The organism is Bordetella sp. 15P40C-2 (genome assembly GCF_009763235.1).
Lineage (GTDB): Bacteria > Pseudomonadota > Gammaproteobacteria > Burkholderiales > Burkholderiaceae_B > Bordetella_A.
The window spans coordinates 1-13,202 of record NZ_WSJA01000003.1 but is presented as its reverse complement, the minus strand read 5'-3'; the positions used below and the strand labels follow the sequence as shown (position 1 = coordinate 13,202).

The 13,202-nt window shown below is 60.2% G+C and carries 11 protein-coding genes and 1 pseudogene; 2 read left to right on the top strand and 10 right to left on the bottom strand.

Features of this window, described 5'->3' with window-relative positions:
• Positions 1 to 49 precede the first annotated feature (49 nt).
• From GOQ25_RS02185 to GOQ25_RS02170, 4 genes are all read right to left on the bottom strand, one after another.
• Positions 50 to 844, bottom strand: coding sequence for an SDR family NAD(P)-dependent oxidoreductase (locus tag GOQ25_RS02185; RefSeq protein WP_160348808.1), 795 nt, complete (start codon positions 842 to 844; stop codon positions 50 to 52).
• 4 nt (positions 845 to 848) lie between these two features.
• Positions 849 to 1,829, bottom strand: a complete 981-nt coding sequence (locus GOQ25_RS02180; protein ID WP_160348807.1) for a tripartite tricarboxylate transporter substrate binding protein — start codon at positions 1,827 to 1,829, stop codon at positions 849 to 851.
• Positions 1,830 to 1,890: 61 nt separating this feature from the next.
• Positions 1,891 to 3,618 carry a thiamine pyrophosphate-binding protein gene (locus GOQ25_RS02175; RefSeq protein ID WP_160348806.1) on the bottom strand — a complete coding sequence of 576 codons (1,728 nt, stop codon included), beginning with the start codon at positions 3,616 to 3,618 and terminating at the stop codon, positions 1,891 to 1,893.
• Positions 3,619 to 3,626: 8 nt separating this feature from the next.
• A complete protein-coding gene (locus GOQ25_RS02170; protein WP_160348805.1) occupies positions 3,627 to 4,445 on the bottom strand; it encodes a hypothetical protein in 819 nt (272 codons plus the stop codon).
• 101 nt (positions 4,446 to 4,546) lie between these two features.
• Here GOQ25_RS02170 and GOQ25_RS02165 point away from each other — a divergent pair, with 101 nt between their 5' ends.
• Positions 4,547 to 5,365, top strand: a complete 819-nt coding sequence (locus GOQ25_RS02165; protein WP_236844455.1) for an IclR family transcriptional regulator — start codon at positions 4,547 to 4,549, stop codon at positions 5,363 to 5,365.
• A gap of 143 nt (positions 5,366 to 5,508) precedes the next feature.
• On the top strand, positions 5,509 to 6,309 hold the full coding sequence (locus GOQ25_RS02160) for an IclR family transcriptional regulator (protein ID WP_160348804.1): 801 nt from the start codon (positions 5,509 to 5,511) through the stop codon (positions 6,307 to 6,309).
• Between the two features lie 56 nt (positions 6,310 to 6,365).
• Here the strand turns inward: GOQ25_RS02160 and GOQ25_RS02155 are convergent, their stop codons facing one another.
• From GOQ25_RS02155 to GOQ25_RS02130, 6 genes and pseudogenes are all read right to left on the bottom strand, one after another.
• Positions 6,366 to 7,349, bottom strand: a complete 984-nt coding sequence (locus GOQ25_RS02155) for a tripartite tricarboxylate transporter substrate binding protein (protein WP_160348803.1) — start codon at positions 7,347 to 7,349, stop codon at positions 6,366 to 6,368.
• A 47-nt stretch (positions 7,350 to 7,396) separates the two neighbouring features.
• The gene (locus GOQ25_RS02150; protein ID WP_160348802.1) at positions 7,397 to 9,046 is read right to left on the bottom strand and encodes a class I adenylate-forming enzyme family protein; all 1,650 of its coding nucleotides are present in this window, start codon (positions 9,044 to 9,046) and stop codon (positions 7,397 to 7,399) included.
• A 2-nt stretch (positions 9,047 to 9,048) separates the two neighbouring features.
• Positions 9,049 to 9,855, bottom strand: a complete 807-nt coding sequence (locus GOQ25_RS02145) for a citryl-CoA lyase (RefSeq protein WP_160348801.1) — start codon at positions 9,853 to 9,855, stop codon at positions 9,049 to 9,051.
• Positions 9,856 to 10,001: 146 nt separating this feature from the next.
• Positions 10,002 to 11,255, bottom strand: coding sequence for a DUF2254 domain-containing protein (locus GOQ25_RS02140; RefSeq protein ID WP_160348800.1), 1,254 nt, complete (start codon positions 11,253 to 11,255; stop codon positions 10,002 to 10,004).
• A 145-nt stretch (positions 11,256 to 11,400) separates the two neighbouring features.
• Complete coding sequence (locus GOQ25_RS02135; protein WP_160348799.1) at positions 11,401 to 12,528, bottom strand: Fic family protein; 1,128 nt, start codon at positions 12,526 to 12,528, stop codon at positions 11,401 to 11,403.
• 155 nt (positions 12,529 to 12,683) lie between these two features.
• A pseudogene (locus GOQ25_RS02130) lies at positions 12,684 to 12,986 on the bottom strand (aldehyde dehydrogenase family protein); the annotation flags it as partial.
• Positions 12,987 to 13,202: the final 216 nt, after the last annotated feature.

The following is a 13,202-nucleotide window of genomic DNA, read 5'->3' as shown; positions in this document are numbered from 1 at the left end:
GTTCCTGCTTTGTGTTTTCATTTCAGTGGACGAGGCTCGTATCTGTGTTTCATCGTCCCGCGCAACTCTTGCCGCCATCGACGGGCAGGCATACACCGGTGATGTATTTGGCCTCGTCCGACACCAGAAAGAGCGCGGCGTGTGCGACATCCCATGCATCACCCATCCTTCCCATTGGCGAAGCAGCATTTCTTCTCTGCCGCATGGCTTCGATGCTGTCGAATTCGCCCGCGATCTGCCGGTAGATCATGGGGGTGTCCATGACGCCAGGCAAAACCGCATTGACCCGTATGCCTTGACTGGCATACTGCACCGCCATCGCGCGCGTCAGTTGATTCAATCCGGCCTTTGCGGCCGAGTACGATGGGTAGGGGTAGTGATTGACCTGAATGGAGGCGAGCGACGAGATGTTGACGATCGCGCCGCTCTGCTGGGCTTGCATCACTGGCAAGACGTGTTTGCAGGTCAGGAACACCCCGGTTAGATTGGTGTCCAGGACGCTGCGCCAACTTTCCTCCGAGGCCTCCACGACGTCCCCCATCGCTGTGATGCCGACGTTGTTATGCAGAACGTCGATGCGGCCGTGATCGCGCAGCACGGTATCTACCACCGCCTTGATGTCACTGGACACGGTGATGTCAGCCCGCAGTGCGGCGCAGACGCCTCCCTCGTCAAGGATGATGTCGCGGGTGCGTTCGGCTGCCACGAGGTCCACATCGACGGCATAAACAAGCGCGCCCTCGCGGGCGTAGAGCGCGGCCGCCGCCTTGCCATTACTCCAGCCATCTTCGCGCGAGCCGGCGCCCATCACGATGGCGACTTTCGATGCCAGTCGTTGCATCATGAGGCTAGTCCAACGCGATGTTGCCGAACTCGGCGACTTTCTTCCACTTTGCCACGTCGTTGCGCACCATCTCGCCGAACTGCTCAGGTGTGTCAGCGATGACATAAGCGCCCAAGGCCTCGTAGCGGCGCTGTGTCTCGGGGTTCTTCAGCGCGCGCACGGCGGCGGCGTTCAGTTTCTTCAGCACGTCATCGGGCAGTCCCGCAGGCGCCAGCAAGCCATTCCACATTTCCGCGTCGTAATTCGGCAAGCCGACTTCCGCTGCTGTCGGCACGTCCGGCAATTGCGCCAGCCGTGATTTGCCCGCCACCATGACTGGAATCAGATTGCCCGCCAGCATATGCGGCATGGAGGAAGCCGCGGTGTCCCAGATCATGTCGACCTGCCCGCCGATGACGTCATTCAATGCCGGCCCAGTGCCTCGATACGGCACGTGCGTGATATCGAGTCCTGTCAGGGATTTGTAGTATTCCATCGCCAGATGCGTGGCACCGCCGTTGCCCGATGATGCATAGGTATGCTTCTTCGGTTCGGCCTTCAACGTCTCGACAAAAGATGGATAGTCCTTGCCCGCAAACTTCTTGTTCACCGCGATCACGCCCGGCACGCGGATGATCTGCGTGATGGGCGTAAAGTCTTTGTACGCGTCATACGGGAGATTGCGATAGACCGCCGAGTTCGTGCCGTTCGTGCTCGATGTTCCTAATAGCAGTGTGTATCCATCGGGCTTGGCGCTCGCTACCGCGCGCGCGCCGACCGTCCCACCCGCGCCCGCTTTGTTCTCTACCACGATGGTCTGGCCAAGCTCTTTCGACAGGGAATCTGCCAATATGCGTCCCACCACATCGGACGTGCCGCCGGGCGGGAAGGGCACTATCAGGGTTAGTGGCTTATCCGGATAGCTGGTTTCTGCAGCCGTCGTGGTCAATGACGCGGTCAGGGCGAGTACCACGGACGTCATGGCAAACAGCGTTTTAGTTTTCATTGTCTATGTCTCCTTTGGGGCGGGTACTGCCGCTTGCCTGAGAGGCGAGCGGTGTTAAGCGTTATGCGATGCGGTCGCCGGGTTTGACCTTCGCTGCGCGGTTATCGACTCCGGGTAGCATCTTGGCCGGGTCCCGTGTGACGACGATATCGATCACGGTCGGGCGATCCGTGCATAGGGCGGCGGCATCCAGCGCGCCGCGCAGTTCTGCGGGATCTTCGACGCGGATACCCTGGCAGCCCAGCGCGCTCGCCACGTTGGCGTAATTGGTGTCATTCAGATCCGCCGATTGATAGGTATCGGCCCCGTACATCAGGTGTTGCAACGCCTTGACGTAGCCAGACGCCGCGTTGTTGACGACGAGCAAGGTAAAAGGCAGCTTTAGACGCACCGCTGTTTCCAACTCACCGAGCGACATATTGCAGCCGCCATCGCCGGTCAGGCTAAGCACGGGCTTTCCGGGCGCGGCCAAGGCGGCACCAATCGCGCCCGGGATGCCGTACCCAATCGACGCGAAGCCGCGATCCGGCACGAAGTGCCGTCCCGGCTGCTTCGTGTCGAACAAGAGCCCGCCCCAGTGCGCGGCAAAGCCGCCGTCCGCAATCAGATACCCGTCTGCGGGTAGCCAGGCATTAATCTCATGCAGTAGCCGGGCCATGCCTACCGGACGCTCATGGGACTCCAGTTTTTCTTTGACGGAACTGCGCCATTCCAACATACGCTTGCGCGCCTCGATTGCCATATCGTCACGACGTTGGTCGTGACGCAGAGACAGCACCTGCGCTTGCAGTTCTGGCAGTGTGGCCTTGATATCGCCCCAGAGGCGTACTTGCGCCGGCGTGGTGCGTTCCAACTCTTCTGCCACGATGTCCAGATGAATCAGCGGCGTATCCGCCGGAATCAAATCAAACCGGCGTGTGGCGATTTCTCCCAGTTTGCAGCCGACGACAAACAGACAGTCCGCGGCGGCGATCAGGTCATTGGCGATCCGGCTATAGCGGCCGAACAGGCCTGCATTCAAATCATGCGTGCATGCGATGGCGCCTTTGCCGCTGAGCGTATGCGCCACAGGAACGTCCAAATTTTCCGCGAAAGCTTGCACGGTTTCGGCGGCACCGCTCAGGTGTACCCCGCCTCCACATAGCATCACCGGACGACGGGCGCGTGCCAGCAAGGTCGCAGCCTGCTGCAAAGTTTCCGCATCCGGCCGGATGCGTAGCGACGGCGTCTGATTGACGAAAGATCCTGCCGTAAATTCAGACATAGAAAACGTGTGCGTGGCATGCGCGATGTCCTCTGGAACATCCAGCACCACCGGCCCCGGACGGCCCTGTGTCGCCACCGCGAACGCGCGTCTCACCAGTTCGGGAATGCGTTCGATGCGTTCTACGCGGATCAGCTCCTTGCTGATGGGGCGTAACACCTCGGTCTGACGCGTCTCCTGCGTCATGTTTTTCCAAGAGTGGGCGCGGTGCGAGTCGCCCACTTGCACGACGAGGGGTGTGCCGGCGTTCAGGGCTTCCACCAGCCCGGTCACCAGATTCGTAGCGCCAGGCCCCAGCGTTGCATCGCAGACGCCGACGCGACCGGAGACCTTTGCATAGGCGTCCGCAGCAAAGATCCCACACCGTTCGTCGTTGATCAGATAGTGGGTCATGCCCAGCCGCCGCACGGCATCATAGAAGGGCAGCATCTGAAATCCACCCATCCCGAACATGGGGCCTACCCCGTGGGCGGCGTACATGCGTGCGATGGCTTCACCGCCGGTGATTTCAATGGTTTCGGACATTTTGGAATCTAGCTCCTGTGGGTGTGCCCGCCGAGTTGCAGCGATGCATAGAAAGACTTCAAAGAATCGCCAGGGCGCGCACCCAATTCACGGGCGGGCGCGTTGGCTCGCGAGATGATTCCCTCGTCGTAGCAGGATCGGGAATCGCCGATACGCGCACTGTCCGCGCTGACTGTCACGGCGGCGATGCCACGTGCTTCCAGGCGTGGCAAACGGCTGTATCCTGCATCGTCCTTGCCTCCACCTGCGTCATGAAACGAGATCACCGGCACCTGCACACGCACGCTATCGGTGCCCGAACTGGCGAGCAGAGCGCCATGCGACGCCGTCACGACCAGCGCATCCGCATCCGCATCTTCCAGCAGCGAGACTGAATCGATACCGATGACTTTGCGGTGGCCCACGTTCGCCAGTTCATGCCTGGCTTCTTCTGGCTTTACCGCATCCGCCACCGCAGCATGCGTTCCTTGCGCGAGCAGCGTAGCGGCATCCGTCACCGACATGCCTATCATGCAGCCACGCAGCCGGGCAGTCTCGTTCACGTGGCTCAGTTTGCCGTGATCACGTGTATCCGCACCGTCCCCGATGCGTGCGGACCAGTGATCGACGGCGGCTGCGGGAATACCGCAGTGCTGCAGGTATTCCAGACCCGCAATCCCAGCAGCGTCCTTTCCCACGCCCGCGTTATTCAAAAAGATCGCGGTCACGCCGGCAGCGGCGGCGAGATACGCCGGGTAAACCCCGCCGTGCGAGGCCGCGATCACGACGTGGCCACGGTGATGCGCCGTCAGCTTGGTCGCACTATCCAGAACAGTTGTCTCAACCACATTAACTCCATTAGGTGGAGTACTCTTTATTGGAGAACTGCGGACTACTGAGATAGATTCTAGTAATCGCCATCGGGTACGGCTATGCGCAACTCCACCATATGGAAGTCACAAAGATGAAGAAAATGGGTGCCCCAGTGTCGCCAAGGGGGCTGACAGGCGCGCAGAGCGTGTCCAGGGTCTTGCAACTGCTGAAGCAGGTGGCCGCCGCGCCGCCGCGCGGGGCGGGGCTGAGCGACCTGGCGACGGCCAGCGGATTGCCGCAGCCGACCGCGCACCGGATGCTGGCCGCATTGCAGGCCGAGGGATTCGTTTATCAGGATCCGGCGTTGCGAACCTATGGTTTGGGCAGAGAAGCGTACGTATTGGGCATCGCCGCCGCGCGTCGGCGTGGCATACGGGAATTCGCTGAGGCCGGACTGCAACGCATCGCGACCGAAACCGGCGACACCGCCTATCTATCCATGCGCTCTGGCGACGATGCTGTCTGCATTGACCGCAAGACCGGTGACTTCCCGATCAAGATCCTGACGCTAGAACCAGGGCATCGCCGGCCACTCGGGCTGGGCGCGGGCAGTCTCGCGCTGCTGGCGTTTCAGCCGGCAGAGGAGATCGACAGTATTCTCGGCAGGAATCATGCGGGCTTGCACCCAGCGTACCCCAGCCTGGATGTGCTGCGCGAGGACATCGCCACGACGCTGGAAAAAGGCTATGCGCTCAATCCTGGACGCATCATTCCCGAGATGGTGGGTGTAGCCGTGCCGGTGTTGGATGCACAAGGTACAGTGATCGCTGCGTTAAGCGTGGCCGCGATACGATCCCGTTTGTCTGGCACCAATCTGAAGCGTGTGATTGGCGTGCTGTCGCGAGAAGCACGACAGCTTCGCGCGGATATGCAAGCGGGTGGGACGGTGTATTGACGATCGATGCCACCGTCACCCCCGGCTGACGTGGTGAGCCGGCTGAACGCCGCCTTCAACAAGACCATGCAGACGCCCAAGCGCGGCCGCGTTGCGCCCTGTTCGGCCACGTTCGCGGGCGCATCGCCTCGTATAATGCGTGCATGGCCCTCGATGACTCCCACCCCGATTTCGTTAGCGCCCTCGCACGCGGCATCAGTGTGCTTTTAGCGTTCACCAGCAACACCCCTGAAATGACGCTCAGCGAGGTGGCGGCCAAGACCGGGTTGACGGCGGCAACCGTGCGCCGGTCTCTTCTGACCTTGATGGCGCTGGGCTATGTTAAGCAAAACGGTCGCCGTTTTGTCTTGACGGCGCGGGTACTGCAACTGGGCGCCGCGTTTGTTGAATCCATGAACCTGAATCAGGTCGCGCAGATCTATCTGCAGGATATCGTGGACGTGTTTCACGACGCGTCGTCGCTGACCGTGTTGGATGGTAATGATGTCGTCTACGTCGTGCATATCCCCAGCAATCGGCCGGCGCGATTGCGCCAACATGTGGGCGCGCGTATGCCCGCGCATGGTGCCTCCACTGGCTACGTCCTGCTGGGTCACTTGCCCGACGAGGAGCTAGAGGCCTACCTGAGCGGAGCTCCGTTTCCTGCCTTTACCGATAAAACGCCCGTCACTCGTGACGAGGTACGCGCTCTGTGCATGGCGGCCCGCGAGAACGGCTATGCCATCGCCGAGGATGCCATAGGCCTGGGCACTATCGCGATTGCCGTGCCGATTCGGGATCAGCAGGGCCGCGTCGTTGCGGCCATCAACTGTTCCGCCGACTCGACCAAGGTCACGCGCGACAAACTCATCGAGACGCGGCTTGAACCATTACAGAGGGCGGCGCAGCACATCAGCGAACAACTGATCCGCTACCCCGCCCTGACGGTGTCCGTACTCGGTTAACACCGGCTCCCCGCATCGATACAGGCCTTCTGTACGATGCGGGTCAGCCTGTGGGCTTACTCGATCGAGATATCGGCCGACTGTGCGACCGCCTTCATGCGCTTGATCTCTTCCGTCATACGGGTCTCCATTTCCGCGGGCGTCATCTTCAGCGGAATCGTGCCCTGCGCGATCAGGCTTTTAGAGACTTCGGGGTTGTCCAGAATCTCGGCCAGCGCCGTGTTCAGCTTATCCACGATGGGCTTGGGCGTGCCGGCCGGCGCGAAGAAACCGTACCAGCTGCCAATGTTCAGGTCAGGGTAGCCGGCCTCCGTAAAGGTCGGCACGTCGGGCATCATCGACGAACGTTCTTCGCCGGAAATCGCCAGTACCTTGATCCGCTTGTCCTTCACGTGGCCCTGGATGGTGGCCAGCGCCGGGAACGTGAACAGCACCTGATTGCCCACCACGTCAACCACGGCGGGCGACGAACCCTTGTACGGCACGTGCGTCACGTCCGAGCCCGTGACGGTGTTGTAGATCTCGCCCATGAAGTGCGGGTGGCTGCCCACTCCGAAAGAACCATAGGCAAACTTCTTTGGATTGTTGTTGGTATAGGCCTGCAGTTCCTTCATGTTGTTGACCGGCGTATCGGCATTCACGGCCATACCCAGGTTCAAGTAGCACACCGTGCCGACCGGGGTCAGGTCTTCCAGCTTGTACGGCATGTTCTTGGCGACTGCAGGATTCAGCACGAACGTCGCATCGTTGGTAAACAACACCGTATAGCCATCCGGCGCGGAGCGCGCGACCGTGGCGGCGCCGATGCCGGTGTTGCCACCCGCGCGGTTCTCGACCACCACAGGCTGGCCGAGCTTTTCCGACAGGGCCTTGCCCACCAGACGCCCGATGATGTCAGTCGCGCCGCCCGGTGCGTACGGGACGATCATTTTGATGGGCTGCGATGGATAGTTTTGCGCATACGCGCTGGGTGCGGCAAGCGCGAAAGTCGCCAACGCCAAACCGCTGAGTGCCTTATGCAGGGTGTGGATCTTGATCATGTCTTCCTCCGTGATGACTGTCGATGTATGAGGCAAAGGTGCGCGATTTACCGGACGGCATCACCGCGTCGTGTTGTATGTGGAACGATTTGAATCTTCGTTGCGCGTTTAAACAGCTGTGAATCTGCTTTAAGTTTGAACTTTTCTACCCGTTGCGTCGGTGTCTTGGGCAATGCCTCGACAAACGCCACATATCTCGGGATTTTGATGGGCGCGAGCTGCTGCGCGACCCATTGACCAATATCTTCTGCAGTGGGGTGCTTTTCCGGACGTGCAACCACCACAGCAAAGATGTCTTCCTCTCCCAACTCGGCGGGCACGCCGATGACAGCGGCTTCCAGAACATCAGGGTGGGCGCTGATGACCCGATCGAGTTCCGCGCCCGCGATGTTTTCTCCCCGGCAGCGGATCACATCGCGCTGGCGCGCGACAAACCAATAGAAGTCGTCCGCATCGCGCCACACCAGATCGCCCGTGATGAACCAGCCGTCATGGAAGGCGTCTGCCGTGCGTTCGGCATCGCGGTAATACCCCTGCATCACCGTAGGCGTACGAACCAGCAAAATGCCATGTTCGCCGATACCGACTTCTTCGAACTGCTCGTTCACCACTTTCAGTTGTGGCTGCGGATAGTCGGGCGACAGGTGCGGCGATATGCGTCCCATACTGCCCAGCTTGCGCGGGCCGGGGAACGGATTGGATATCGCGCCGGGAATTTCCGTCATGCCGTAGCATTCGATCAGATCACGCACGCCAAATTCATCGTTGAAAACCCGGACCAGGTTTTCATCCAACGGCGCGATGAACATCTTCGTCATGCAATGACCGGGCCGGAACTCGCTGCGATCACGCTTAATCAAAATCGATGCTGCAGCACCGATCAGGTTGCACGTCGTGGCACGCGTTTCATGAACTACAGACCAAAATGTGGACGCCGAAAAACGGCTGCTCAACACCAACGTTGCCCCGGCGGCCAACGTCCCGCCAACCGAATAAAACAGCGCGTTGATATGAAACAGCGGCAGCACACATAGCGCGCGCTCGTCGGGCTGCAGGTGCATCCGCACCACGAAGCCTTCGGCAGTCAGCACCACGCCCCGTTGCCCGTGCATCGCGGCCTTGGGCGAGCCCGTCGTCCCAGAGGTGTAGATGAACAAACAGGTCGCATCGCCGCTCGCCTCATCGGCGGGGATCGCGTCCGTCGGAGTAATCTCGTCGCCCATGGCAGGCACGCCGATAGCATTGTCGTCAGACTGATTCAGCACGATCCAAGGCTGCGGCGACATCTCGCGGCAAGCCTCCTGCGCACGCTGCCAGTTGCGGGGTGAACACACGATGCCCGAGACCTCGGCGTTCGACAGCGCATAGCGCGCCTCGGACACGCCAAAGTCGGGATTCAACGGCACCATGATGGCGCCGATCTTTGCCACCGCGAACAGCAGAATGACCGTCGTGGGGTGGTTTTGCGAAAACACCCCCAGTCTGTCACCCGCTTTGAGGCCGCGCTTGCGCAACCAGGCCGCCGTCTGATCGACCGTCTGCCCGAATTCGGCATAGGTCCAGCGCTGATCCTCGTATTCCAGAAACGACTTGTTTGGTACGGCCGCGATACGGCTTTGCAGCAGCGACGATAAGGAATAATCGTGGGCAGGGTAGAGCGCCACGACCTCTTGCGGTGAAAGCTTTTTCGCTGCCATGACTATTCCGCCGCCGGGTCGGTGTTTCCAGCCGGCTCGTAGCGTACGCCGGCCTCGGCACGCGCAGCGAGCTTAAAGCCCAAACGGGTCTCTTTTTCCTCATACAGATGTGCGATCAACGAGCCCGTGCGCGCCACCATCGGTATGCCTAGCAGCGCGTGCAGCGGAAAACCGGCATCCAGCAACACCGCAGGAATCGCAGCCGACACGTTCATCGGCAATGCACGCCCGTAAGCTGCCTCTAATGTTTCTTCCACCGCTAGCAAGGCATCCACATGTCGGCCTGCCGTGCCCAGTTCGCGCGCATACGCCAGCAAACGGGTCGAGCGCGGGTCTTCCTCACGATGAATGGGATGGCCGAAGCCAGGCACAGGCTGGCGCGCTGTCTTGCGCTGGCGCAGCAGTGTCGCGGCGGCGTCTCTTAATGAGACGTTCTGCGAATCCGCATACGCCAGAATTTCCGCGAAGAACTCCCCCGCTTCCGATGATGCGCCCAAGATCACGGGGCCACACCCCAGCAGGCCCGCCGCCACGGCGCCTTGCATAGCGTTCGGAGCGGCGGCGTACGTCATTCGTGCCGCCTGGATAGACGGGACAAAGCCATGTTCCGCAATGGCGACCATGGTTGCGTCGGCGAGTTTGACCAGCTCCGCCGAAGGCTCCTTGCTCGTCAAGAGGAAGAGGAAGTACGCCGTATAGGACATTTTGCCAATCAACTCACTGGCCAAGTCCTTGCCGCGCACTGTGACGCGATCCGGTTCCACCTTTGAAATAGCGGTGGCGCCCACCTCTTTATCCTGCCCGCCCATGCTGTCTCCTAGTATTTTCGGGATGCGAAAAATAATTCGTATGCCGAAAATGAGTGTAGAGCAGTTGAGGCTTTTCGTAAATAGGGAGTAGGGTGCTCGAAAGCCCCGGCTAAGAACCGGGTGGTAGTCGCGGTGCCGGTCGCTCGTTAGCCCCCGGGCATATACAAGGCCCGCAGACGGGCCCGATCTGCCTCAAGCGTCAGAGCAGCCTCAGCCCGGTCACGCGCTTCGTGGGCCATTGCCAGCGCCGCAGCGCGGTAGGCGCTATCGCCCCGACGACTCAGCGCCAACAGCGATTTCTGTAAACGCAGCTGCACCTCGATGAGCCCGGCGCCATCCCGGCCCAACAACATGAAAGCATCTTCGAACAGGTCGTCGGTGCGCAAAGCCGGTACATGCACCCGAGGATAGACAGGCTCGATATCCGCGGATTCGCAGGACCCTGCCCAAAGACTCATCAAGCGAGTCATGCGACCTATGACATCGATAGCCGTGCCGGGGTCATTGGTGGCGGGCGACAAGGCCCGCGACCCGATTTCGCTCATCACCGACAGCGCGAAGCGGGGATCCTGGTCGAAGCTGCGCTCAGTGCCAATGGTGATCGCCTTGAGCAAACGTTCCTGTAATTCGGGGCTCTCTTCCTCAGTCGGTGCCTCGGCGAGCCAGGCGACCGGCGTATCCGAATAGACAAACGTCCCGGGTAGAGCATCCACATAGATGTCCTGATCGATGTCTTCGGCAATGGTTTGCAGCGCGCCCACGTCGATGTGCTGTACGTACCCGATCACGGGCGCGGTAATCGGATATCCGTTTGCGGGTAGATCGACCATGCGCCGACCCCCGAGATAGGGAGCGCCGAGTCGATCGACGATGGACCGCTCGGCGGCCTGCTCGACGCGCGCCGTGGTTTCACCAACGCGTCCGAAGCGCGTCAGGTGATCGATCCAGCGCAGCAGCGACGCCACGATCAATACGATCACCCCCACGGTAATCACAAAAAGCACAAAGCGTCCGCGATCACCATAAGCACCCGTACTGAGCACCACGATGCCGACGATACCGAACAGAAATGCTCCGATGAATGTAGACAGCACCGTCTGCGTCAGCCGATCCTCTATCAGGAGGCGAGTGGCGCGCGGGGTGACGTTCGTGGTTGCCGCCCCGAAGGCCGCTGTCATCACGCTGAGAGAGAACGTGGTGACGGCTAGCATGCTTGAGGCGATGATATTAAGAATGGTGCCTACCGCATCGGCACCGATATTCGTGGGCAGGTCCCAGGGGATATAGCGTTCAACCAGCGCGGCCATAATGGCGGCGGCAACACCCAGCAGCCCGATGAGAGTCGCACGTAGCCAAAGGCGTTTTCCGAGTCGATTCAAAATCCAGCGCCAGCGCGACATAGGGGCTCCTTCATTGGATAGTCTTGGGCGTAACAGGCATCGGCGATGCGGTTATGAGACTCTTCTCGCGACGAAGTCGTGCGGTTCACAGGGCGACCGAGGGTGATGCTAGCATCCTCCAAGGACGTAAAGAGGTGACTTGTGCTTATGCTTGCCCATGGAACTGTCGGATTTGGTAGCTTGTGCTGCGACCGCCAGCGTCGGTTTTTTGTAGAACACCTCGCTGTAGCAACTCTGTGATGTCACGTAAAGCAGTGTCTTGAGAGCATTTGGCTAGCGCTGCCCATTTACTAGTCGTCAGCTTGCCTTCAAATCCATCCAACAGACGATTCAGCACCTTGATCTGCCGCTCATTCATCGGAATGGTTGCCGCATGCTGCCAGAACTTTGCCTTGGCGAATACTTGATCGAGAACGCCATGGGCGTGTTCGATGGCTTTTAGCAGGGTGGACAGAAACCACGTCAGCCACCGCGTCACATCCATGTCGCCCTTTTGCGTGCGTTCTATGATGTCGTAATAGGCTTTGCGTTCCCGCTGGATCTGAGCAGATAAACTGTAAAAACGTTGGGGGCTGCCGTCGGCGCGGGTCAGCAGCAGGTCGCCAATGGCACGCGCAATACGGCCGTTGCCGTCATCGAAGGGGTGCAGGGTGACAAACCAGAGGTGGCCTAGGCCAGCGCGAACGAGAGCGGGTTCTTTCGGTGAGGCGTCATTCAACCAGTCTAGGAAACGTGCCATCTCCGCTGCTAGCCGGTTCGCGGGCGGAGCCTCGAAATGCACCTTTGCCCGACCGATGGAGCCTGAGACGACCTGCATGGGACCGTTACTGTCATCCCGCCAGTGGACTACCTTGATCGCACTGATGCCAGAATAGCCTGTGGGGAATAGTGCCGCGTGCCAGCCGAATAGGCGCGCGGCAGTAAGAGGCGCCATCGCTTTGCTGGTGGCGTCCAGGATCATGTCGACGATGCCGTCAACGTGACGGTCTGCGGGGGCCAATGCACCGATATCGACGCCTAAACGACGTGCGACAGAGGATCGGACCGAGGCGACACTGAGCGTTTCGCCTTCAATGGCGCTGGTCTGGACAACGTCTTCGGTCAGCGCCGCCAAGCTGGCTTCGGCGCGCAGGGCCATTCCCACGTCTGCCAGGCGGCCAAGCAAAAGACCTTGAGCACGACTGACGGCCGCCAAAGGCTCTGCCAGGGCGGCCAGGTCGTAGCACCAATCAGGCCAGTGCGGCGATTGCCAGATGTATTCACCGTATTTCATGCGGTGATTGTGGGGGCGTTTTAGGGGTTCGTCAAACCTGATACAACGTTGCGGGGTAACGCGCGGCTGGTTTGGCCACGCTCATTTAACGCACCAGCATGCCAGCGACGGCCTCGGATTCCGACAGATCACCCTTGTTACGCCAAGCCCTCGCCTCAGCGGTCCAGCCCGCCCATCAGCACGTACTTCACTTCGACGTATTCCTCGATGCCGTAGAAGCTGCCTTCGCGCCCATAGCCGGATTGCTTGACGCCACCGAACGGCACTGACGCCGTGCCGACCGACCCGGAGTTCAGGATCACCATGCCCGCCTGGATATCCCGGGGCATGCGGAATGCCCGCCCGACGTCTCGCGTACAAGCATAGGCCACCAAGCCATATTCGGTATTGTTGGCTCTTTCGACAACCTCATCCTCGTGGTCAAAACGGTAGACAGGAAAGACGGGCCCGAAGATGGAAATGCTCTCACGCCGTGCGTTTGGATTCAAAAACTTTGAGAATTACCGCATGAGAGTCTTGGCTCAGTGTGGTTGGAACGGTGTGATTAAGGCTCTACATCATAAACGGGGAACGACCAGCATTCATTAGACTTGTTTTTGCGAAGAACCTGTCTAAAGGAAACAATGCTGATGTCCCCAATCGATTCTATCCTAGGGTTACCCGGTCTGGTGGTC